The 21758-nt window shown below is 72.4% G+C and carries 21 protein-coding genes; 8 read left to right on the top strand and 13 right to left on the bottom strand.

Annotated features, from left to right (window positions below; translation table 11 throughout):
• The 5 genes from DEJ06_RS16160 to DEJ06_RS16140 all read right to left on the bottom strand — a co-directional run.
• Positions 1-1231: ROK family transcriptional regulator (locus DEJ06_RS16160; protein ID WP_111039986.1), on the bottom strand; the 1231-nt coding region annotated here is incomplete at its 3' end.
• Between the two features lie 46 nt (positions 1232-1277).
• On the bottom strand, positions 1278-2327 hold the full coding sequence (locus DEJ06_RS16155; protein WP_071405218.1) for a sugar phosphate isomerase/epimerase: 1050 nt from the start codon (positions 2325-2327) through the stop codon (positions 1278-1280).
• A gap of 34 nt (positions 2328-2361) precedes the next feature.
• A complete protein-coding gene (locus DEJ06_RS16150; RefSeq protein WP_111039985.1) occupies positions 2362-3474 on the bottom strand; it encodes a Gfo/Idh/MocA family protein in 1113 nt (370 codons plus the stop codon).
• A complete protein-coding gene (locus DEJ06_RS16145; RefSeq protein WP_111039984.1) occupies positions 3459-4166 on the bottom strand; it encodes a ThuA domain-containing protein in 708 nt (235 codons plus the stop codon). The genes DEJ06_RS16150 and DEJ06_RS16145 overlap by 16 nt, the downstream gene beginning before the upstream one ends.
• Entirely contained in the window at positions 4163-5359 is a 1197-nt protein-coding gene (locus DEJ06_RS16140; RefSeq protein ID WP_258372522.1) for a Gfo/Idh/MocA family protein, read from the bottom strand. Before DEJ06_RS16140 ends, DEJ06_RS16145 begins: the two co-directional genes overlap by 4 nt.
• 97 nt (positions 5360-5456) lie before the next feature.
• Here DEJ06_RS16140 and xylA point away from each other — a divergent pair, with 97 nt between their 5' ends.
• The 3 genes from xylA to DEJ06_RS16125 all read left to right on the top strand — a co-directional run bounded on the left by xylA (position 5457) and on the right by DEJ06_RS16125 (position 9254).
• Positions 5457-6650, top strand: a complete 1194-nt coding sequence (gene xylA, locus DEJ06_RS16135; protein WP_110865068.1) for a xylose isomerase — start codon at positions 5457-5459, stop codon at positions 6648-6650.
• Between the two features lie 62 nt (positions 6651-6712).
• Entirely contained in the window at positions 6713-8170 is a 1458-nt protein-coding gene (gene xylB, locus DEJ06_RS16130) for a xylulokinase (protein ID WP_111039991.1), read from the top strand.
• A gap of 82 nt (positions 8171-8252) precedes the next feature.
• Positions 8253-9254 carry an acetylxylan esterase gene (locus tag DEJ06_RS16125; protein WP_111039982.1) on the top strand — a complete coding sequence of 334 codons (1002 nt, stop codon included), beginning with the start codon at positions 8253-8255 and terminating at the stop codon, positions 9252-9254.
• Here the strand turns inward: DEJ06_RS16125 and DEJ06_RS16120 are convergent.
• Genes DEJ06_RS16120 through DEJ06_RS18420 form a run of 3 tightly spaced genes read right to left on the bottom strand, consistent with a single transcriptional unit; the run spans position 9247 to position 10578 of the window.
• A complete protein-coding gene (locus DEJ06_RS16120; RefSeq protein ID WP_111039981.1) occupies positions 9247-9441 on the bottom strand; it encodes a hypothetical protein in 195 nt (64 codons plus the stop codon). The two genes, DEJ06_RS16125 and DEJ06_RS16120, sit on opposite strands and share 8 nt — an antisense overlap.
• Positions 9442-9451: 10 nt before the next feature.
• Positions 9452-10414 carry an AraC family transcriptional regulator gene (locus DEJ06_RS16115; RefSeq protein WP_111039980.1) on the bottom strand — a complete coding sequence of 321 codons (963 nt, stop codon included), beginning with the start codon at positions 10412-10414 and terminating at the stop codon, positions 9452-9454.
• On the bottom strand, positions 10411-10578 hold the full coding sequence (locus DEJ06_RS18420) for a hypothetical protein (protein WP_181436880.1): 168 nt from the start codon (positions 10576-10578) through the stop codon (positions 10411-10413). The genes DEJ06_RS16115 and DEJ06_RS18420 overlap by 4 nt, the downstream gene beginning before the upstream one ends.
• A 196-nt stretch (positions 10579-10774) precedes the next feature.
• Here DEJ06_RS18420 and DEJ06_RS16110 point away from each other — a divergent pair, with 196 nt between their 5' ends.
• The 3 genes from DEJ06_RS16110 (at position 10775) to DEJ06_RS16100 (ending at position 13098) form a co-directional block, all read left to right on the top strand.
• Positions 10775-11533, top strand: a complete 759-nt coding sequence (locus DEJ06_RS16110) for an AraC family transcriptional regulator (protein ID WP_111039979.1) — start codon at positions 10775-10777, stop codon at positions 11531-11533.
• Positions 11534-11639: 106 nt separating this feature from the next.
• A complete protein-coding gene (locus tag DEJ06_RS16105) occupies positions 11640-12017 on the top strand; it encodes an ATP-dependent DNA ligase (protein ID WP_071245963.1) in 378 nt (125 codons plus the stop codon).
• 55 nt (positions 12018-12072) lie between these two features.
• A complete protein-coding gene (locus DEJ06_RS16100; RefSeq protein WP_111113945.1) occupies positions 12073-13098 on the top strand; it encodes a glycosyl hydrolase family 18 protein in 1026 nt (341 codons plus the stop codon).
• Between the two features lie 98 nt (positions 13099-13196).
• Here DEJ06_RS16100 and DEJ06_RS16095 read toward each other — a convergent pair whose 3' ends face one another.
• The 4 genes from DEJ06_RS16095 to DEJ06_RS16080 are packed head-to-tail and all read right to left on the bottom strand — an operon-like array spanning position 13197 to position 18908.
• A complete protein-coding gene (locus DEJ06_RS16095; protein WP_220036522.1) occupies positions 13197-15710 on the bottom strand; it encodes a glycoside hydrolase family 3 N-terminal domain-containing protein in 2514 nt (837 codons plus the stop codon).
• Complete coding sequence (locus DEJ06_RS16090) at positions 15707-16588, bottom strand: carbohydrate ABC transporter permease (RefSeq protein WP_017886791.1); 882 nt, start codon at positions 16586-16588, stop codon at positions 15707-15709. The genes DEJ06_RS16095 and DEJ06_RS16090 overlap by 4 nt, the downstream gene beginning before the upstream one ends.
• Entirely contained in the window at positions 16588-17610 is a 1023-nt protein-coding gene (locus DEJ06_RS16085; RefSeq protein WP_027464452.1) for a carbohydrate ABC transporter permease, read from the bottom strand. The genes DEJ06_RS16090 and DEJ06_RS16085 overlap by 1 nt, the downstream gene beginning before the upstream one ends.
• Before the next feature lie 2 nt (positions 17611-17612).
• A complete protein-coding gene (locus DEJ06_RS16080; RefSeq protein WP_071405208.1) occupies positions 17613-18908 on the bottom strand; it encodes an ABC transporter substrate-binding protein in 1296 nt (431 codons plus the stop codon).
• 146 nt (positions 18909-19054) lie between these two features.
• Here DEJ06_RS16080 and DEJ06_RS16075 point away from each other — a divergent pair, with 146 nt between their 5' ends.
• On the top strand, positions 19055-20098 hold the full coding sequence (locus DEJ06_RS16075) for a LacI family DNA-binding transcriptional regulator (RefSeq protein ID WP_071405247.1): 1044 nt from the start codon (positions 19055-19057) through the stop codon (positions 20096-20098).
• A gap of 13 nt (positions 20099-20111) precedes the next feature.
• Here the strand turns inward: DEJ06_RS16075 and DEJ06_RS16070 are convergent, their stop codons facing one another.
• Positions 20112-21095: a helix-turn-helix domain-containing protein gene (locus DEJ06_RS16070; protein ID WP_111039977.1), complete on the bottom strand. Its 984-nt coding sequence runs from the start codon at positions 21093-21095 to the stop codon at positions 20112-20114.
• A gap of 121 nt (positions 21096-21216) precedes the next feature.
• Here DEJ06_RS16070 and DEJ06_RS16065 point away from each other — a divergent pair, with 121 nt between their 5' ends.
• A complete protein-coding gene (locus DEJ06_RS16065; protein ID WP_111029629.1) occupies positions 21217-21663 on the top strand; it encodes a MarR family winged helix-turn-helix transcriptional regulator in 447 nt (148 codons plus the stop codon).
• Positions 21664-21758: the final 95 nt, after the last annotated feature.

The raw sequence follows: 21758 nt of genomic DNA, 5'->3' as shown, positions 1-21758 counted from the left end.
GCCGTGACGTCCTGGTCCGTGGCGCCGCGGGCATGGTCGCCGTCGCCGGGGTCGGTGCCGGTGCCGGTGCCGCCGGCATCGCGGCGTCGCGCAGCAGCTCCGCGAAGCCGATCTCCGCGGCGCCACGGACCAGGACGTCACGGCCGAGTGCCGCCGGGACGATCCGGAGCCGATCGGTCATCGCGGCCATCGTCTGCGCCCGGACGTCGGTCTCGACCCGGTCGCCGACGTGCCCGAGCAGTGCACCGAGGAACCCGCCGAGCACGACGACCTCGGGGTCGACGGTGTGGATGGCGTTCCGCAGTGCGGTCGCGAGTGCGGTGACCTGTCGGTCGACGACCCGCTCGACCTCGGGCCGGCCCTCGGCGAGCGCCGCGGCGAGCGCGTCGAGGTCGTCCGGCGGGGTCCCTGTGACGGCGGTGAGGGCGGAGCGTGAGGCCTCGGTCTCCAGGCAGCCGACCGCACCGCAGTCGCAGCGGATCCCGTTCGCCGCGACGAAGGTGTGCCCGAGCTCGCCCGCGTACCCGTCGGCGCCGCTGAAGGGCCGGCCGGCGCTGACGATCCCGCCGCCGATGCCGCTCGCGCCACCGTTCAGGTAGACGAGGTCGTCGACGCCGCGGGCGCTGCCGTACAGCCGTTCCGCCCAGGCGCCGAGGTTGGCGTCGTTCGCGGCCCGGACCGGCAGCCCCAGGCGTTCCGCGAGCGGTGCGGCGAGGGGTTCGTCACGCCAGCCGAGGTGCGGGGCGTCGCGCACGGTGCCGTCCTCGACCCGGACGATGCCGGGCACGGCGACGCCGACCCCGACGATGCGGGCCGCCGGTCCGGTGCGGGCGAGGAGTGCTGCGAGGACCCGGGCGACGGCGTCGATCGCCTGTGCCGCGGTGGGAACGGTGGTCTGCGGCTCGACCAGCCGGTCGCGGACGGTGCCGTCGAGTCCGACGAGGGCGACCCCGACAGCGTCGATCTCGACCGTGACCGCGGCGGCGAGGACGTCGGCGGACGCCCGGACGACCCCGCTCGGCCGTCCGACTCCGGCACCCGGGGTCCCCGCGGCGGGGGTCTCCTCGTGCACGAGCCCGGCGTCGACGAGTTCCCCGACGAGCGCGAGGATCGTCGAGCGGTTCAGGCCGGTGCGCCGGGTGAGCTCGGCGCGGGTGACGGGGCCGTCCTCGTGGACGAGCCGGAGGACGCGCGCGGCGTTGCCCGGCGTCGCCGTGGGCTGCCGTGCCATGGGTCCTCCTCGGTGGTGGGTGGGGTCTTGGGTCGTGGTCGGCCGGTCAGCGCGACTGCGAGAACGCGGCGTCGAACGAAGCGTCCGGCGGCGCGATGGTACCGAGCTGCCGGACGAACGCCAGCGCCTCGGGCCCGCCGACGAGCCGGTCCATGCCGGCGTCCTCCCACTCGACGCTGGTCGGTCCGGTGTACCCGATGTGGTTCAGCACGCGGAACACCCGCTCCCACGGCACGTCCCCGTGGCCGGCGGTGACGAAGTCCCACCCGCGCCGGGGGTCGCCCCACGGCAGGTGCGAGGACAGCCGACCGTTGCGCCCGTCGAGCTGCTTCACCGACTCCTTGCAGTGCACGTGGTACACCCGGTCGGCGAAGTCGAGCAGGAACGCCGCGGGGTCGAGGTCCTGCCAGACGAAGTGCGACGGGTCGAAGTTGAACCCGAACGCCGGCCGGTCGCGGAACACCTCGAGGGTCCGCGCAGCGGTCCAGTAGTCGTAGGCGATCTCGGACGGGTGCACCTCGAGTGCGAACCGGACCCCGACCTCCTCGAAGACGTCGAGGATCGGTGACCAGCGGTCGTGGAAGTCCTGGTACCCGGCGTCGATCATCCCCGGGGGCACGGGTGGGAACCCGGCGACGGTCTTCCAGATCGACGAGCCGGAGAAGCCGGTGACGGTGTCCACGCCGAGCGCCGCGGCGGCACGGGCGGTCCACTGCAGTTCCTCGGCCGCACGCTGCCGCACGCCCTCGGGGTCGCCGTCGCCCCACACGTGCGGCGGGACGATGTCCTCGTGCCGCTGGTCGATGGGGTCGTCGCACACGGCCTGGCCGACCAGGTGGTTGGCGATCGTCCAGACCTGCAGCCCGTTGCGTTCCAGGATCGCCTTGCGCTCGGCGACGTACGAGGGGTCCGTCGCGGCGCGCCGGACGTCCAGGTGGTCACCCCAGCAGGCGATCTCCAGCCCGTCGTAGCCCCACTCGCCGGCGAGCCGGGCGACCTCCTCGAAGGGCAGGTCGGCCCACTGTCCGGTGAACAGGGTGACCGGCCTGGAGGCCCGGGTCGTCTCCGTCGTGTCGCTCGCGTCCGTCGTCGTCATCGTCGTCGTCCTTCTTCGCGGTGGTCGGGTTCCGTCACCAGGATCCGGGTGCGGACCCGGCGGGGACGGTGGCGGGTCGCTCGACGCGCGAGTGCACGTCGACGACCGAGTGGTCTCGGGCGGCGGCGGAGACCGCCTCCATGACCTCGAGCACGTGGAACGCGAGGTCACCGGAGGCTCGGTGCGGCCGGTCCGTCGCGATCGCGTGGGCCATGTCGGCGAGGCCGTAGCCGCGGCCGGCGTCGGCGTACCCGGCGGCGACCGGCAGGTCGCGCCAGGAGCGGTCGTCGGCGGTGGCGATCGACACGGTGTCCGAGAACCGGTTCGGGTCCGGGACGCCCAGGGTGCCGGCGGTGCCGTACACCTCGAACAGCGGGGCGCGGGTTGCCCAGACCTCGAACGAGACGGTCACGGTGGAGACCACGCCGCCCTCGTGCTCGAGGATCGCGACGACGTGGGTGTCGATGTCGACCGGGATCGACGTGCCGGCGTTCGGCCCGGTGGCGATCGTCCGTGCACGGGTGGAGCGGCTGCCGCTGCCGCTGACCCGGACGACCGGCCCGAAGAACGTGACGAGGCTGGTCAGGTAGTACGGCCCCATGTCGAGGAGCGGTCCGCCGCCCGGCTGGTAGTAGAACGCCGGCGCGGGGTGCCAGAGCTCGTGCCCGGGGGCGCTCCAGGCGACGGCGGCACCGACCGGGGTGCCGATCGCACCGTCGTCGAGGGCGGCCCGTGCGGTCTGGATGCCGGTGCCGAGGACGGTGTCCGGGGCACTGCCGACGCGCAGGCCGGCGGCGCGGGCTGCTTCGAGCACCGGTGCGGCCTCGGCGGTGGACATCGCGAGCGGCTTCTCGCCGTAGACGTGCTTGCCGGCGGCGAGGGCCCGGGTGGCGATGTCGGCGTGCGCGGCCGGGATCGTCAGGTTGAGCACCACGTCGACGTCGTCGGCGGCGAGCAGGTCGTCCACGGTGGTGCCGCGAACACCCTGTGCCGCACCGACCTGCTGGGCACGGGCGACGTCGAGGTCGGCGACCGCCACGAGCGACAGCCCGGGCAGCGCCGGGAAGTGCTCGAAGTACTGCTGGCTGATGACCCCGACGCCGACGACACCGACGCGGAGCACCCCTTCGTTCACCGTGCTGCCCACAGGAGTCCCCGTTCGATGATGGTGCGGAGTGGCTGCGACTCGACGACCTCGAGGCGGTGCCCTGGTGCGGAGACGAACACGCGGCCCTCGCCCCACTGCCGTGTCCAGATCGCCGGTGCGGTGACCGGGCGGTTCCAGGCGTCGAAGTCGCGCGCGTCCTGGGTGGTGGTCGCGAGGACGTCGTTGTACTCGTCGGACAGCACCCAGTACTGCTCGGTGACGAGGTCGAAGTCCTCGATGCCCTGCGTGATCGGGTGTTCGTGCCCGAGGTCGGTGATGTGCACCGTGTAGGGGATGTAGTTGTCGGACTGTTCCCCGACGCGCTCGTCGGGGTGCTTGCCGGCGTGGTGGGCGAACTGGCCACCGACCATGTGCAGGTAGTCGGCGGTGTTCCGGAACGCGTCCGCGATGCCGCCGTGCCAGCCGGCCAGTCCGGCGCCGCCCAGGACCGCGCGCTGCAGCCCGGCGAACTCGTCGTCGGCGATGGTCGACATCGTGACGACCTGCACGATCAGGTCGACCTCGTCCATGACGGCGGCGTCGGCGTAGACGGCCGTCGAGTCCGACACCCGGACCTCGAACCCGTTCTCGCGCAGGAACGGGACGAACAGGTCGGTGGTCTCGACGGGCTGGTGGCCGTCCCACCCGCCACGGACGACGAGCGCCTGGCGGGTCTGCTCGGCGGCGCTCACGACGTCGCCGTCCAGGTGCTGCCGGCGGCGGCGCTGCGTTCGACCGCGTCGAGGACCCGCTGTACGTGCAGGCCGTCGGCGAACGAGGGCGACGGGTCGGTGCCGGCGACGATCGCGTCGACGAAGTCCTTCACCTGGTGACTGAAGGTGTGCTCGTACCCGATGAGGTGCCCGGTCGGCCACCACGCGGCCATGTAGGGGTGCTCGGGTTCGGTGACGAGGATGCGGCGGAACCCCTGCTCCCCCGCTGGGGCGTTCGACTCGTACAGCCGGAGCTCGTTCATCGCCTCGAGGTCGAACTGGATCGCGCCCTCGGACCCGCTGATCTCGAGCGTCAGACCGTTCTTCCGCCCGGTCGCGTAGCGCGTGGCCTCGAACGTGCCGATCGCACCGTCGGCCGCGCCGCCGTCGAGTCGTGCGGTGAAGAACGCGGCGTCGTCGACGGTGACCTGCCCGCGCTCGCTCGACGCGGTGCCGGAGAGCCCGACCCCCTCGGCCATCAGCGGACGCTCCGTCACGAAGGTCTCGAGCGTGCCGGAGACGGTGGCGAGCGACGCGCCCGTGACGTGCTCGACCAGGTCGATGGCGTGCGCGCCGATGTCACCGAGCGCACCGGAGCCGGCGAGCGACTTGTCGAGGCGCCAGGTCATCGGGCCGTCCTCGTCCGCCAACCAGTCCTGCAGGTAGAGCGCGCGGACCTGGCGCACGGTGCCGATCCGGCCGTCCTGCACCAGCTGCCGCGCGAACGCGATGGCCGGCACCCGGCGGTAGCTGAACCCGACCATCGCCCGGACACCCTGCGCACGGGCGGCGTCGGCGGCGGCGGTCATCGCCTCGGCCTCGGCGACGGTGTTCGCGAGCGGCTTCTCGCACAGGACGTGCTTGCCGGCCTGGAGCGCGGCGATCGCGATCTCGACGTGCGAGGACCCCGGGGACACGACGTCGACGACGTCGATGTCCGGATCGGCGACGACGGCGCGCCAGTCGGTGGACGCCGCCTGCCAGCCGTACTGCTGCCGGGCGGCCTCGGTGCGTTCGGGATCACGCCCGACGATCACCGCCATCTCCGGCTCGGCTCCGAGGTCGAAGAACCTGGGGGCGGTCCGCCACGCCTGTGAGTGTGCGGCTCCCATGAAGCCGTGCCCCACCATCGCGACCCGCAGTCGTTGCTGCACCGTCGACTCACTTGCCATCCGCTCGCTCCTTTGCGATCACGTGCTTGCCACAGCCAACACTACCGCTTATGTTGGGCGCGGCAACATTTTGTTTCGACGACGAACGGTGACCACCATGGCAACGACGCCCACCCGTGCAGACAAGTTCTCCTTCGGTCTCTGGACCATCGGCTACAACGGCTCCGACCCCTTCGGCGGGCCGACCCGACCCGCCCTCGACGTGGTCGAGGCGGTCGAGAAGCTCGACGAGCTCGGGGCCTACGGCCTGACCTTCCACGACGACGACCTGTTCGCGTTCGGTTCCACCGACGCCGAACGCCAGACCCAGATCGACCGCCTCAAGGGCGCGCTCGAGTCGACCGGCCTCGTCGTGCCGATGGTCACGACGAACCTGTTCTCCGCCCCGGTCTTCAAGGACGGCGGCTTCACCTCGAACGACCGCCAGGTCCGCCGCTTCGCGCTCCGCAAGGTGCTCCGCAACATCGACCTCGCCGCCGAGCTCGGCGCGTCGACGTTCGTGATGTGGGGTGGCCGCGAAGGCTCCGAGTACGACAGCGCCAAGGACGTGCAGGCAGCGCTCGAGCGGTACCGCGAGGCCGTCAACCTGCTCGCCCAGTACGTCACCGACAAGGGCTACGGCATCCGGTTCGCCATCGAGCCGAAGCCGAACGAGCCCCGCGGCGACATCCTCCTGCCGACCCTCGGCCACGCGATCGCCTTCACCGAGACGCTCGAGCGCCCGGAGATGTTCGGCATCAACCCCGAGGTCGGCCACGAGCAGATGGCGGGCCTGAACTTCACGGCCGGCATCGCCCAGGCGCTCTACCAGGGCAAGCTCTTCCACATCGACCTCAACGGTCAGCGCGGCATCAAGTACGACCAGGACCTGGTGTTCGGCCACGGCGACCTGCAGAACGCGTTCTCGCTCGTCGACCTGCTCGAGCACGGCGCCCCGCAGGGCGGCCCGGCGTACGACGGCCCCCGCCACTTCGACTACAAGCCCAGCCGCACCGAGGACATCACCGGTGTCTGGGACTCCGCATCGGCCAACATGCGCATGTACCTGCTCCTCAAGGAGCGTGCGCAGGCGTTCCGTGCCGACCCCGAGGTGCAGGCAGCGCTCGAGGCCTCCAAGGTCGGCGAGCTGTCGACGCCGACGCTGAACGACGGCGAGTCGTACGACACGTTCCTCGCCGATCGTTCGGCCTACGAGGACTTCGACGCCGACGCGTACTTCGGCGGCAAGGGCTTCGGCTTCGTCCGCCTGCAGCAGCTCGCCATCGAGCACCTGATGGGCGCGCGGAATTGAAGGCAGACGCGCCAGCGGCTGCATTCCGCGCGCTGAGGCGGCCTGCCGCCGAGGGGGCTGACCTGGTCGCCGGCGTCGACTCGTCGACCCAGTCCTGCAAGGTCACCATCCGTGACGCCGCGACCGGTGCGGTCGTCCGCGAGGGACGCGCGTCCCACCCGGACGGCACCGCCGTCGACCCCCGTCACTGGTGGGACGCCCTCGGTGCCGCCGTCGCGGACGCCGGCGGCCTCGACGACGTCGGCGCCGTCGCCATCGCCGGGCAGCAGCACGGCATGGTCGCGCTCGACGCCGACGGGCACGTGGTCCGCGATGCCCTGCTCTGGAACGACGTCCGCAGTGCGGACGCGGCCGCGCAGATGGTCGGCGAGCTCGGCCAGGAGGCGTGGGTCGCCCGGACGGGGCTGGTGCCGGTCGCGTCGTTCACCGGTACCAAGCTGCGGTGGCTCCGCGACGCGGAGCCCGAGAACGCGGCCCGCGTCGCGGCCGTGGCGCTCCCCCACGACTGGCTGTCGTGGCGGCTCCGCGGCCACGGACCGGCGGACGAGAGCCCGCTCGGCCCCGACCTCGACGCCCTGGCGACGGATGCGTCCGACGCCAGCGGCACGGGGTACTGGGACCCGGTGCGCCGCGAGTACGACCCGGAGCTGTTCGAGCTCGCGCTCGGGCGGCCGATGCGGCCGGCGTCGATGGGTGACGACGACGCCGTGGTCGTGCCCCGCGTGGTCGCTCCCGACGAGGCGATGGGCACCCTGTCCACCGACGTCGAACTGCCCGGCGGCGCGGTCGCCCGGTCCGGCCTCGTCATCGGCGCCGGACTCGGCGACAACGCCGGGGCAGCGCTCGGCCTGGGTCTCGGCCCGGGTGACGTCGCGGTGTCCCTCGGCACGAGCGGCACGGTCTTCGGGGTCAGCGACGCCGAGGTGCGTGACCCGAGCGGGACCGTGGCGGGCTTCGCCGACGGGACCGGGTCGCGCCTCCCGATCGTCACGACGCTCAACGCGGCCCGCGTGCTCGAGGTGATCGGCGGCCTGCTCGGCGTCGACCACGACGCACTCGGCGAGCTGGCGCTGCAGGCGCCGGCCGGGGCCGACGGCCTCGTCCTGGTGCCGTACTTCGTCGGCGAGCGCACGCCCAACCGGCCGGACGCGACCGGATCGCTGCTCGGCATGACGCCGGCGACCACCGACCGGGCGCACCTGGCCCGGGCAGCCGTCGAGGGGATGCTCTGCGCCCTCGCCGACGGACTGGCCGCGGTGCAGGACACCGGGGTGACCGTCGAGCGGCTGCTGCTCATCGGCGGCGCTGCGCGGAACCCGGCGGTCCGCGCCGTCGCCGCACAGGTGTTCGGCCGTGACGTCCTGGTGCCGGAGCCCGGCGAGTACGTCGCCGCGGGTGCTGCGAAGCAGGCCGCGTGGGCGCTCACCGGCGCACTGCCGACGTGGGACACCGCGACGACCACCGTGCCGTCCGACCCGCACCCCGAGGTGCTCGAGCAGTACCGCGCCGCGGCGCGCTGACCGACGCACCGGATCCGACACTCCCCGCCCCCGGCGCCCTCCAGCAGGGCGCCGGGGGCATCATCGTCCCCGGAGGACCCCCATGCCACTGACCGACCTGCCCCTCGACGCGCTCCGCACCCACCGCTCGGACGTCCGTCGTCCCGCCGACTTCGACGCCTTCTGGGCGGACACGATCGCCGCCGCCCGGACCGCAGGCGAGGGCGTCGAGGTGACCCTCGTGCCGGCCGAGACCCCGGTGACCGGGCTCGTCGTCGAGGACCTGACGTTCCCCGGGTTCGCCGGTGACCCGGTGCGGGCGTGGGTCAACCGTCCCGTGACCGACGACCCGGGCGCGCTGCCGGTCGTCGTCGAGTTCCTCGGCTACGGCGGTGGCCGTGGTCGCCCGGGCGAGCGCGTGCACTGGGCCCTCGCCGGCTACGTGCACGTCGTGATGGACACCCGCGGCCAGGGCTCCGGGTGGTCCGGCGGCGACACCCCGGACCCGCACGGCTCCGCACCGCACGCCAGCGGCTGGATGACGAGCGGCATCGGCTCGCCCGCCGACCACTACTACCGCCGCGTCTACACCGACGCCGTGCGGCTCGTCGAGGCGGTGCGCACGCTGCCCGGGATCGACCCGGAGCGCATCGCCCTGACCGGCGGCAGCCAGGGCGGCGGCATCACGATCGCCGCAGCGGCCCTGGTCGAGGCACACGTCGGACCGGTCGCCGCGGTGCTGCCCGACGTGGCGTTCCTGGCCGACTGGCGGAACGGCACCGACGTCGCGGTCGGCGGGCCGTACCTGGAGCTCGCGCAGTACCTCGCCGTCCACCGCGACGCGGCCGACACCGTGTGGGCGACCGCCGCGTACCTGGACGGGGTCAACCACGCCGCCGGCATCACCGCCCCGGCGCTGTTCTCGGTCGCGCTGATGGACGACGTCGTGCCGCCGCGCACGACCTTCGCCGCGTTCAACGCCCTCGGCTCCACCGACCGCGAGATCGTCGTGTACCCGTACAACGGACACGAGGGTGGCGGCTTCCGGCACTGGGAGCGTCAGGCGGCGTTCCTGGCGGACCGGCTGCAGCGCTCCGTCAGATGAAGTAGTGGTGCCGGTGGTGGGGGCCGGCGCTCCCGCCACCGACGTCGTAGTGCACGGTGAGGGTCTGCTCCCAGTCGCGTCCGCGGTGATCGCCCCACTCGAACAGGATGCTGTCCGGCACGACGTCCGGCTGGTGGAGCAGGACCCGCTCCGCCAGCCCGATCAGCCGCTGGTGTCGGGTACGCACGGATCGGCGCTCAGGTGCTCGTCTGGAGCGTCTTCTTCGGGTACTCGTCGAAGCGCTGGAAGTACGTGCTCGAGAACCGCCCCATGTGGCGGAAGCCCCATCGGTGCGCGACCTCGGCCACCGTCGTCTGCGCGCAGTCGGCGAGCTGGAGCGCGATCCGGACCCGGTCGAGGCGGACCTGCAGCAGGTACGTCATGGGGCTCACGCCGACGTGCTGCACGAAGTTCTCCTGGAGCGTGCGGGAGCTGACCCCGACGGCCCCGCAGACGTCCGCGAGCTGGAGCTGCCGGTCGCAGTGCTCCGCGAGCCAGGCCTGTGCGAGCTGCACGGTGTTCACCGTCCGGCGCACCGGCCGCGCGTCGGGTTCGGCGTCCGCCCCGCCGAAGGCCCGCAGGACGGACTCGGCCAGCAGCACCTGTGCGGACAGGTGGCCGCCCGGGTTGCGGTCGGGGTGCAGCGCGTTGACGGCGACCGCATCGATGCGGGCGAGCAGCTGGGACACCTCGGCCTCGGTCGGGCGGGATCGCAGTCGGCCGGCGAAGCGGTGGTCGAACACGACCCCGTTCACGGCGTCGAGGAAGCCACCGTCCACCCGCAGCACCTGGACGGTCCCCGCCGGCACGAGCAGCGTGAACGGTCGGTCCGTCGGCAGCAGCACCGGCACGCCGGGCCGGGTGGGCGCGTCGTCGTCGACCCGCAGGCACCCCGCGGTCGACCACGCCAGCACCGGTGTGCCGTCCGGCGTGAACGAGGCGGCGGTGGTCGTCGACACCGCCGACGACAGCAGTGCGACGTTGTGGTGGCGCACCGTCCGGTGGCGGAACGCGAACCGGTCGGTGGGCGCGAACCGGACGTCGCGACCGTCGTACACGGCACGCACCGTCCGGACGGCGTCCGCGGTGGTCCGGCCGCATCGCTCGGCGGTCCGGGGCGCGTTGCCGACGGCGACCCGCGGGACGGTGTCGCTGCTCACTGGCCCGACCCTCGCCGGGCGCGGAGGTCCACGAAGGTGAACCGCTCACGGTCGACGTCGTCCTCGGACTGCACGATCCACCCGCGTCGGGCAGCGCGTGCCCGAGCCCGGTAGGAGGTGATGTGGACCGGGGCGACCCCCGGTGCACGCTCGTAACCACTCATCAGATCCTCCGATCTGTCCCCGTGCCTCCGACCCTGTTCGGAGGGGGACAGTTTGAGTACCTCTTGGACGATAAGCGCCCTCACCGGGGTCCACAATGACCCCCGAACGGGTGCGATCCACATCCGCGCACGCCGGATAACGGCGGCGTCGTGGCGTCGGAGGCCGATCGGCCCGACCGACTCGTACTCTCCACGTATGGACCAGGCACCGACCACGGCGAGTGGTCCCGAGCACGGCGGAGCACGGCTGTCCCGCACCGTGCACGAGGCGCTGCGGTTCGTGCACGCCCACGCCCGCGAAGCGATCTCCGTACCGGACATCGCCGCCGCCGCACACCTGTCGACCCGCGGCCTGCAGAGCGCGTTCCGACGGGAGCTGCAGACCTCACCCGCGTCGTACCTGCGCGGGGTGCGGCTCGAGGGCGTCCGCCGCGACCTGCTGTCGATGACACCGGCCGACCGTCGCACCATCGCGGACGTCGCCAAGCACTGGCACTTCAGCAACGCCGGCCGGATGGCGGCCGAGTACCGCGCCGCCTTCGGCACCGCACCGTCCGCGGCGCTCCGGTCGTTCGACCCGGAGGACCCGGACCCCCGCGCCACGTCGGACCTCGCCGGGTCCCCGGGCGAGGGATCACGCTTCCGGATCGTGCTCGACTGCGAGGTGGAGGTCGACGACGCCGACGCGACTTTCGCCCATGCCCTGCGCCGTGCCCAGGGCGACGACCGCCCGTGGCACGGCTACGACCCCGACGGCAGCACGGCCGACGTCGTCGCGTTCCTGCTGGCGAACGCCGTCCGCGGGGTCGCCGAGGACACCTCCGGCCTCCGGCTGCGTGCGGTCAACCCGATGCTGCGGGCGCCGGACGAGCACGGCGGGTACCCGTCCGCCGAGCTCCCGCCGTGGTCGGCACCGGCCGTCCCGCCGTCGGGCATCGGCCCGGACCGGGACTGATCACGCCGTCGATGGACGGAATGCGCCACGCTTCGTGGATCCGCGGCAGGATGGACCCCGCGGGCCCGGCACGTGCGGCGGGCCCCGGCGAACGGAAGGCAGCGCCATGGGCCAGCTCATCTACGACTCCCAACCCCTCGAACTCCGCCTCGACGACCGTGCCCTCACGCACCTGCAGATCGTCATCGTGAACCTCATCCGCCGCGGGGAGAGCTTCGTGTTCTCGTGGAAGGACGACCCCGCCGTCGGGGGCGGCCGCAGCAGCATCTGGATCCACCCGTACTGCGGACTGCACTTCAAGTTCGCCGGCGGCAAGTCCCCGAGCGTGAACCGCTCGTGGCTCGACGAGCTCTACGCCAGCGCGGCGAGCGGCTCCGGCCTCGTCCTGAGCCCGGAACCGACGGACGCCGAGGGCCCGGTCTCCGCCGACGACGTCGCCGGCGCCCCACCGGCACGACCCACCACGACCATCAGCGCCTCCTGACCGGGGCGCCGACGACGCGCCCCGACCGGGCACGAACGACAGGATGCCCCTCCCCGTGACCACCACCCCGCGTCGACGCCGCTCCGCGCTGCTCGCCGCCACGCTCACCGCCGGACTCGCACTCGCCGGCTGCACGGCCCCGACCGCCGCCCAGGCCGACGGGTTCGACGTGACCGGTTTCCAGCCCGAGAACGCCGACACCGCCCTGGTGGACGCGGACGCCACCGCGATGGACGTGGTCGGCGTCGACGGCCTGCTGGTGAACCGCACCGGCACGAAGGCCACCGTCCCTTCGCGTGCCGCCAAGGCCCAGCGCAACCGGGCGCACGCGAACGGGCTCACCGCGCAGCTGCTCGTCAGCAACTACTCCGAGGCCGACGGGGACTTCAGCGAGCCGATCGCGCGGAAGCTCCTGACCTCGCCCGCGAACCGCGCCCGGGTCGTCCGATCGCTCGCCGCCGACGTGGCCACGGGCGGCTGGGACTCGGTCATGATCGACCTCGAGGCGCTGACCCCGGCCGAGAAGCCCGGCCTCACCGCCTTCGCCCGGGAGCTCCGGGCCGCCGTCGGCGACGACGTCCGGCTCGACATCGCCCTGTCCGCGTCGACCACCGCCGCCGGCTACGCCCGCCTCGGCTACGACGTGCGCGCCCTCCGCGCCCCGCTCGACCACCTGACGCTCATGGCCTACGACCAGCACGGCCCCTGGGAGCCGGACGCACCCGGGGCGGTCGGGTCGCTCGCGTGGTCGTCGAAGGCCGCCCGCGCGCTCGCGACGCTCGCTCCCGCCGACCAGATCGTGCTCGGTGTCGCCGGGTACGGCTACCACTGGAAGGGGAAGCGTCCGGCCGGTCAGCTCTCCGACGCCCAGGCCCGGCTCCGGGTCCGGAAGGCGGGCGCGACCGCCCGCTGGGACGCGACGGTCGGCGAGTGGACCGCGACCCTGCCGAGCGGTGAGGTGCTCTGGTGGTCCGACGCACGCTCGCTGCGCGAACGGGTCGCGCTGGCGGAACGGCTCGGCCTGACAGGCGTCGCCGTCTGGTCACTGGACCTGTCCGACCGGATCGAACCGGTCGGGTGACCGCGACCCGCTGACGGGACAGGAGGCGCGGTGCGAGCCCGCACCGCGCCTCCTGTCCGTCACCCGGTCATGCCCAGGACGCGTGGCCCGTCACCAGGTCAGACGAGCGACCACTCCACCAGACGGGGGTCGTCGAGGGCGACCTCGTGCACCGCGCCCGTCACCGCGACGGTGGCGCGCTCCGTGGCGGTGCCGGGGACGGGGTGTCGGACCGGCCCGTCGCCCGAGGCGACGATCCCACCCGCTGCCACCGGGCCTCCCGGCCGGGACGCCGCCGCGTGCGACGCGACCCAGACCTGCACGTCGCCGGGTTCGACCACCTTGCGCATCCGACGGTCGGTGAACGCGAAGCGCTGCACCGGGACGCGGAAGCGGACCCGCGCGGACTCCCCCGCGGCGAGCGCGACCCGCGCGTACCCGAGGAGCTGCACCTCGGGCCTGGTGACGCTGCCGTGCACGTCGTGTCCGTAGAGCTGGACGACGTCCTCGCCGTCACGGGACCCGGTGTTCCGGACCGTCACCGACGCGGTGAAGACGCCGTCGGAGCGGACGTCCGGGTCGACGACGAGCTCGTCGTGGGCGAAGTCGGTGTAGCCGAGGCCGAAGCCGAACGGCCGCACCGGCGTCGAGTCGGCGGCCGTGACGTCGGACGGACCGCCGAGCCGCGGGTGCAGGTACGTGAACGGCTGCGCACCGGCGGACCGGGGCAGGGACAGCGGCAGGCGGCCCGAGGGCGAGGCCGCGCCGGTGAGCAGGTCGGCGATCGCCAGCCCGCCGCCCTCGCCCGGGAAGAACGCCTGCACGACCGCGGCCGGACGCGGCTGGTCGCCGTCGAGCGCCCAGCCGATCGCGTACGGCCGGCCGGTCAGCAGCACCATCACGGTGGGGGTGCCGGTCGCGACGACGGCCTCGACCAGCTCGCGCTGCACGCCGGGCAGGTCGAGCGACTCGGTGTCGTTGCCCTCGCCGACCGTGCCGCGGCCGAAGAGTCCGGCCTGGTCGCCGACGACGACCACCGCGACGTCCGAGGCGGAGGCCACGGCGACCGCGTCGGCGAAGCCGGCCCGGTCGTCGCCCGTGACGGCGCAGCCCGCGGCGAAGCGGACCGCCGACGGGCCGAGGGCCCGGGTGACGGCTTCGCGGACGGTCGGGATCGCGAAGCCGAGCGGCAGGTCGGGGTGCGAGGCGAGCACGTGGTTGGCGAACGAGTAGCAGCCCTGCAGGGCCTCGGCGCGGTCGGCGTTCGGGCCGATGACGGCGACGGACGCCCCCGGTGCGAGCGGGAGGACGGGGGTGGTGCCGTCGGCGGTGGCGCTGCCGCTGTCGGCGGTGCCGCTGTCGTTCGACAGCAGCACGAGCGACTTCGCCGCCAGCTGGCGTGCGAGTGCCTGGTGCAGCGGGGTGTCGAGGTCGATCCCGGTGGGAGCGTCCTCGGCGAAGGCGTCCGGTTCGAGCAGGCCGAGCCGCTCCTTCTGCCGGAGCACCCGGAGCACGGCACGGTCGACGAGTGCCTCGTCCACCTGCCCGCTGCGGACCCGCTCGACGAGCGGCGCGAGGTACGCGTCACCGGTCGGGAGCTCGACGTCGATGCCGGCCTCGAGCGCCAGCGCCGCGGCCTCGCCACGGTCGGCGGCGATGCCGTGCATGACCTCGAGGAACGCCACCGAGAAGTAGTCCGCGACGACGGTGCCGTCGAAGCCGAGCCGGTCGCGGAGCAGGTCGGTGAGCATCTCGCCGTTCGCCGCGACGGGCACGCCGTCGATCTCGGCGTACGAGTTCATGACGCTCCGGGCGCCGCCGTCGCGCAGCGCCATCTCGAACGGCGGCAGGTAGACGTCGGCGACCTCGCGGGCCCCGGCGTGCACGGGGGCGTGGTTCCGCCCCGCCTGCGACGCCGAGTACCCGAGGAAGTGCTTCAGGGTCGCGTCGACCCCGGCGGACTGCAGCCCGCGCACGTACGCGGTGCCGACCGTGCCGACCAGGTACGGGTCCTCGGCGATGCACTCGTCGACCCGCCCCCAACGCGGGTCGCGGATCACGTCGAGCACCGGTGCGAGCCCCTGGTGGACGCCGAGCTGGCGCATGGAGGCACCGATCGCGGCGCCGACCTGCTCGACGAGCTCCGGGTCGAACGACGCGCCCCACGCCAGCGGGGTCGGGAACGTCGCGGCCTTCCACGCGGCGAGGCCGGTCAGGCACTCCTCGTGGACGAGTGCCGGGATCCCGAGCCGGGTCTCGCGCTGCAGGCGGCGCTGTTCGGCCCAGAGCCAGGCGGCACGTTCGTCGGGTTCGACGGGACGGGTGCCGTAGACGCGGGTGAACTGCCCGATGCCGTCGCGGGTGATGTCCGCCAGGGTGCTGCCCTGCTGCACGGCCGCCATCTCGCCCTGCATGGGGGCGACGACGCCGTTCTGGTCGAGCCAGTAGCCGACGAGCTGGGCGACCTTCTCGTCGAGGGTCATCACGGCGAGCAGGGCGTCGGCGCGGGGTCCGGCGGCGGCCCCGGTCGCGTCCGTCGCGGTCGCGTCGGTCGCGGTCGTCACGTCCGTCGTGCTGTCGGCCTGGAGGCGCGGATCGCGTCCGGCGGTCCGCGTCGCGTCGGTCGCGGTCACCCCTTCACCGCCCCGGTCAGGCCGCCGACGATGCGGCGCTGGAAGATCGTGAAGAACACGAGCGCCGGGATCATCGACATCGAGGTGAACGCGAGCACCTTGGCGGTGTCGACGGAGTACTGCGACGAGAACGACTGGACCCCGAGCGGCAGGGTGTACGCGGCCTCGTTGTTCAGGATGAACAGCGGCAGGATGTAGCTGTTCCAGCTGGCGATGAACGCCAGGATGCCGACCGTGACGACGCCGGGCAGCGACAGCGGCACGACCATCCGGAAGAAGAACCCGAGACGGCTCGCTCCGTCGATCGACGCGGCCTCCTCGAGCTCGTCGGGGATCGCCCGGAGGAACGGCACCAGGATGATGACGGTGGTCGGCAGCGCGAACGCGATCTGCGGCAGGATCACGCCGGCCAGGCTGTTCGTCAGACCGAGGTCCTTGACGAGCAGGTACAGCGGGGTGATCGCGACGGTGATCGGGAACATCAGGCCCGCGGCGAACAGGGCGTAGAGCGCCCCGCGGCCGGCGAACCGGTAGCGGGCGAGCACGAAGCTCACCATCAGCCCGAGCACGACGACCCCGAGGGTGGTCGTGACGGCGCTGATCGTGGAGTTGCCGAGCTGCTGCCAGAAGATGCCGCTGGACAGCACGGACCCGTAGTTACCGAACTCGAACGGTGCCGGCAGCCCGGCGGGGCTCGTGGTGATCTGCGAGTTGGTCCGGAAGCCGCCCAGCACGATGTAGAGCACGGGTGCCAGGTTGGCGGCGACGAACAGGATCGCGACGACGTAGGTCAGCGGGTTCGCGCGTCCGATCGCGGCACTGGACCGGCGCTCCCGCACGGCCCGGCGCCCGGGGGCGACGATGCTCGTGGTGGCCATCAGTTCTTCCTCTCGGTGAGTGCACCCGCGGTGTCGCGGCGGAGCACGAAGCGCTGGTAGATCAGGGCGACCACGAGCGAGATCACGAACATCACGACCGCGACGGCGCTGCCGAAGCCGAAGTTGCCCGAGGTCCGGCCGTTGGCGACCATGTACGTCGCCATCGTCGAGGTGCCCGCGGTCGACGCGATGTACTGCCCCCAGATGATGTAGACGAGGTCGAACAGCTGCAGCGAGCCGATGATCGACAGGAACGCCCAGATGCGGATGGTCGGGCCGAGCAGCGGCAGCGTGATGCGCCGCTGGATCTGCCAGTAGCCGGCGCCGTCGATGGCGGCGGCCTCGAACAGCTCCTCGGGGATGCTCTGCAGGCCGGCGAGGAACAGGATCACCGCGAAGCCGATGTACTTCCACGAGATGATCACGAGCAGCGTCCAGATGGCGATGTCGGGGTTCGACAGCCAGTCCGCACGGAGTCCGCCCAGGCCGATGCTCTGGAACAGGTCGTTCACGGCGCCGTTCGACTGGAGCATCAGGCTCCACCCGGTGCCGACGATCACCTCGGAGATGACGTACGGCACGAAGACGAGCACGCGGACGAGCCCGCGGCCGTGCATCTTCTGGTTGAGCAGCAGCGCGAGCACGATCGCGATCGGCCCCTGCAACACCAGCGAGAGCACGACGATGAAGCCGTTGTGCATCAGGACCGCGTGGAACGCCTTGTCCTGGAAGATGATCAGGTAGTTCTGCAGCCCGACGAAGTCGGTGGGCGGGCCGTAGCCCTGCCACTTGAAGAACCCGTAGTAGGCGGCGAGCGCCACGGGCAGGATCACGAACGTGACGAAGACGATGACCGCGGGTCCGGCGAGGACCGCGATCTCGACGCGCTTCCGCCAGTCCGCGATGCGGCGCTTGGTCCGCCGACCGGCGGGGAGCGGCGAACCGCTCCCCGCCGGGGACGTCCCCGCGGCCGTGTCCGACCCGGTGGTCGGAGTCGTACCGAGCGAGGTGTCGAGGGTCATGCTCAGCCCTTGGCCGCAGCCTGGTTGGTGGTCTCGACGATGTCCTTCGCGCTGCCCTTGTCGGCGAGCAGGTCGACGACGCTGGTGTTCAGCGCGTTGCCGACGTTCTGGCCGTACAGGGTGTCGAGGTACTGCGAGACGAACGGCGCCTCCTGGTAGGCGGCCAGGGCCGACTTCAGGTAGTCCGAGTCGACGACCGACTGGGCCTCCTTGTTGACCGGGATGGCGTTGAAGGCCTTGTAGTAGGCCTCCTGGTTGTCCTTCTGCACGATGAAGTTCAGGAAGTCGGTGCACGCCTTCTTCGGGGCCTGTGCCGAGCAGGAGTTGCCGTCGACACCACCCATCATCGACTTCGGGTCACCCTTGCCACCGTCGATCGCGGGGAACGGGAACCAGCCGAGGTCGGGCAGCGGCTTGGCGTCCGGCGTCAGCGACGCGATCACGCCCGGGTCCCACGCGCCCATGAGCTCCATGGCCGCCTTGTGGTTGGCGAGGAGACCGGCGGAGCTGCCGGCGCCCTGCTGTGCGGCGGTGGTCAGGAAGCCGTTGTTGAAGGGCTTGGTGGCGTTGAAGTCCTCGAGCTGCTCGCCGGCCTTCGTCCAGCAGGCGTTGTCGAACTTCAGCGACTTCGCCGTGTCCTCGAGGGTCTTCTGGCTGCACTCGCGGAGCGCGAAGTTGTAGTACCAGTGGGCGGCCGGCCAGGCGTCCTTCGCGCCGACGGCGACGGGGTCGATGTCCTTGGCCTTGAGCTTCGTGATCGCGTCGTTCAGCTCGTCCATGGTCGTGGGCGTGCCCTCGATGCCGGCTTCCTTGAACAGGTCCTTCGAGTACCAGATGCCCTCGGGGAGCACCGCGCCCGGCATGGCGTAGGTCTTGCCGTCCTTCTCGTACCCGGCGAACGTGCCCGCGCTGATGGACTTCTTCGCGTCGGCGCTGATGGAGTCGGAGATGTCCATGAGCTGCCCGGCAGCGATCATCGCGTCCATCTTGCCGCCGCCGCGCTGCAGGAACACGTCGGGGGCGTCGCCGGAGTTGAGGGCGGTCTGGAGCTTGCCGTCCAGGTCCTCGTTCTGGATCGCCTGGGTCTTGATGGTGACGTTCGGGTACTTCTCCTCGAACGCCTTGACCGTCGAGGCCCAGTAGGCCTTGCCCGGTCCGGTGGTCGAGTTGTGCCAGAAGGTCATCGTGACCTTCCCGCCGTCCTCGGAGGCATCGCTGCCCGCCGAGCACCCACTGGCCACCAGTGCTGTGGCCCCGATCAGCGCGATGGCTGCCGCGGCACGGATCTTCCTCGTCATCGTGGAACTCCTGAAGTGTCGTCGTTGACATGCGCGACATCGACTGCCGCTGCGGAGAGCATGCCTGCTGCTCCTGGCCCATGTCAATCGATATCGATAACGTTTTCTTTACCGTTCGCATGGTGCCGCAGCGGTACGGTGTGCACATGGACTCGGCACTCGGCGCGCGTCCCGGTGCCGGCCGGGTGACGATCGGCGACGTGGCGCGGGTGGCCGGGGTCTCGATCCCGACGGTGTCCAAGGTGATCAACCAGCGCGACGGGGTCGCACCCGCCACGATGCTCCGCGTGCAGCAGGTGGTCGACGACCTGGGGTACGAGACGTCGCTGGTCGCCCGGAGCCTGCGGAGTTCGCGGACCGGGGTCGTCGGCATCCTGGTGCCCGAGTTCGAGCCGTTCTCGACCGAGCTGCTCCGCGGCATCTCGCGGGCGGCCACCGGCACCGGCTACGAGCTCCTCGCCTACGCCGGCCTGATGACCGGCGCCGACCGACCCGGGTGGGAGCGCCGGTCGCTGTCCCGCCTGTCCGGCACCCTGATCGACGGCGCGATCGTCGTCACCCCGACCACGGCACTGTCGAGCTCGTCGATCCCCGTCGTGGCGATCGACCCGCACACCGGGCCGGAGGGGCACGCCACCGTCGACGCGGACAACGAGGCCGGCGCGGTGCAGGCCGTCGAACACCTGCTGTCCCTCGGGCACACCCGCATCGCGCACCTGCAGGGACGCGCCGACCTGGCCTCCGCCCAGCTGCGCGCCGCCGGGTACCGCTCGGCCCTGACCGCCGCGGGCATCACGGTCGACGAGTGCCTGCTGCGTGACGGCGGCTACCAGGAGGACCAGTCCGCAGCCGTCGCCCGCGAGCTCCTGACCCTCGCCGACCGCCCCACCGCGGTGTTCGCCGCGAACGACTCGTCGGCGATCGGTGTGCTCCGCGCCGCGGCCGAGGTCGGGCTCCGCGTCCCCCAGGACCTGTCCGTCGTGGGCTTCGACGACGTGCCGCAGGCGTCCACCACGACCCCGCCGCTCACCACGGTGTCGCAGCCGCTCGCCGAGCTCGGGTCGCACGCCGTGCAGATGCTCCTGACGATGCTCCGTGGCGAACCGACCACGGACCACGTCCGGCTCCCCACGACCCTGCGGGTCCGGGCGAGTACGGGCCCCGCGCCGAGGCCGGCGCCCGGCCGCTGAGCACCCGCCGCCGTCAGCGGCGCAGGGTCTGCTTCGGGTACTCGCCGAACCGGGCCGCGTACGCCGCCGAGAACCGGCCGAGGTGGGCGAACCCCCACCGTCGGGCGACGTCGCCGACGACCCCGGCCTGCGGGTCGAGCTCGAGCAGTTCGCCGCGCACCCGGTCGAGCCGGACCTCGCGCAGGTAGGTCAGCGGCGACACGTCGAAGACCCGGCGGAACGACTCCTGCACAGACCGCACGCTCAGGCCGGCGACCTCGGACAGCTCCTGGACCGTGACCGGCTCGGCAGCGTGCGCGTGGATGTACTCCACCGCTGCCCGCAGCCGGGCGTTCCGGGGCAGGCCGAGCACCGCGGGCAGGTCGTCGGCCTGCGGCGGGAAGGTGTCCAGGAACGCGGTGGCAGCCGACCGCTTGGCCGCGTGCCACGCGTCCGAGTCGGGGCCCTCGGCGCGAAGTGCCCGGGACAACGCCACGAGCGCCCCCTGCCAGCGCTCGGCGGTCTCCGGTTCCGGCATGCGGGTCGGGTCGAACCGCAGCGGTGCCGCTTCGACCTCCAGGTGCTCGAACGCGACGCGGTGCACGTACTCCCGCCCGAAGTGCACCAGGCGCTGGTCGTGGTCCTCGGCCGTGAACACGAAGTCGTCCTCGGGCGGCAGGAGCACGGGGACGTCCCGGCGCAACTCCATCCGGACGCGCCCGGAGTCCAGGTGCGCGGTCCCGCTGGTGATCCACGTCACCACGTAGTCGGCACCGACGGGCACCGAGCCGCGCACGGCACCGCGGAGCTGCGAGCGCCGGATGCTCACGTCGGAGTCGCCGACAGCCGTGTACCGGTACGAGAAGTCCTCGTCGATGCGCCGGACGGACCACCGATCGGCGCCGTGGACGGCGGCGAGGTCGCGCTCGGCCGAGTCGGGGTCCCCGCCGGAGACCTCGAAACGGACCGGTTCCCCGGCGGGTGCAGCGGACTGTGGACTCGGGACGGGGTCAGCCACGGTGCCCCGCTCCCGATGCCGTCACCCGCACCGTTCCACGCTCCGCGTTATGTGGATACGCTGGTGCGGTGACTGCGGCGTATCGTGACCCGGACGAGACCCGTGTAGAGGGGACGTTGTCGTGAGCGATGTCGACCTGAACGCGGCGCTGACCCGGCTCGAGGCCGCGGTCTCCGAACTGCGCGGTCGACTGCGCGACGAGCTCGGCGTCTCCGGCGGTGATCTGACGCTGCTGCAGTTCGTCTCGCGTGCCGAGGAAGCAGGTCGGACGGTGCGCGTGAAGGACCTGTCGAAGCACCTGGGGCTCACCGGCCCGGCGGTCACCGGCATGGTGGACCGCCTCGAGCACAGCGGACACCTCAGTCGTGTCCCGAACCCCGACGACGGCCGCAGCCGGTACATCGAGCTGACCGATGCTGCCCGCCGCGACTACGCGCGCGCGATGGACGGCACGAACAAGCACCTGCACGACCTGATGGCCTCCTTCTCGGAACGGGAGCGGGCCAGGTTCGTGCGGATCATCGACCGCATCGTCGCAGCCGTCGATCTCGGCGCACCGAGCCCCTGACGGCAGGGTACGGGCGGTCAGGACGGCGCTCGGACGAATGTCCAGCATGCGCAGCTAGGTAAGTTCTCTACCTATCTCCGCATGCCGGACACCCG

Origin of the sequence: Curtobacterium sp. MCLR17_051, from assembly GCF_003234395.1 — a bacterium.
Classification (GTDB): Bacteria; Actinomycetota; Actinomycetes; order Actinomycetales; family Microbacteriaceae; genus Curtobacterium; species Curtobacterium flaccumfaciens.
Note: the sequence above shows the minus strand (reverse complement) of the source record. Positions and strands in the feature narration are given on the sequence as shown.

What these genes read in the sequence shown, in the direction of transcription:
- xylA (WP_110865068.1), top strand. Translation starts at nt 5,457, where the DNA reads ATGGCAACGACGCCCACCCGTGCAGACAAGTTCTCCTTCGGTCTCTGG.
- DEJ06_RS16085 (WP_027464452.1), bottom strand. Translation starts at nt 17,610, where the DNA reads ATGACCCTCGACACCTCGCTCGGTACGACTCCGACCACCGGGTCGGAC.
- DEJ06_RS16075 (WP_071405247.1), top strand. Translation starts at nt 19,055, where the DNA reads ATGGACTCGGCACTCGGCGCGCGTCCCGGTGCCGGCCGGGTGACGATC.
- DEJ06_RS16140 (WP_258372522.1), bottom strand. Translation starts at nt 5,359, where the DNA reads ATGGCAAGTGAGTCGACGGTGCAGCAACGACTGCGGGTCGCGATGGTG.
- DEJ06_RS18420 (WP_181436880.1), bottom strand. Translation starts at nt 10,578, where the DNA reads ATGAGTGGTTACGAGCGTGCACCGGGGGTCGCCCCGGTCCACATCACC.
- DEJ06_RS16110 (WP_111039979.1), top strand. Translation starts at nt 10,775, where the DNA reads ATGGACCAGGCACCGACCACGGCGAGTGGTCCCGAGCACGGCGGAGCA.
- DEJ06_RS16155 (WP_071405218.1), bottom strand. Translation starts at nt 2,327, where the DNA reads ATGACGACGACGGACGCGAGCGACACGACGGAGACGACCCGGGCCTCC.
- DEJ06_RS16090 (WP_017886791.1), bottom strand. Translation starts at nt 16,588, where the DNA reads ATGGCCACCACGAGCATCGTCGCCCCCGGGCGCCGGGCCGTGCGGGAG.
- DEJ06_RS16125 (WP_111039982.1), top strand. Translation starts at nt 8,253, where the DNA reads ATGCCACTGACCGACCTGCCCCTCGACGCGCTCCGCACCCACCGCTCG.
- DEJ06_RS16080 (WP_071405208.1), bottom strand. Translation starts at nt 18,908, where the DNA reads ATGACGAGGAAGATCCGTGCCGCGGCAGCCATCGCGCTGATCGGGGCC.
- DEJ06_RS16105 (WP_071245963.1), top strand. Translation starts at nt 11,640, where the DNA reads ATGGGCCAGCTCATCTACGACTCCCAACCCCTCGAACTCCGCCTCGAC.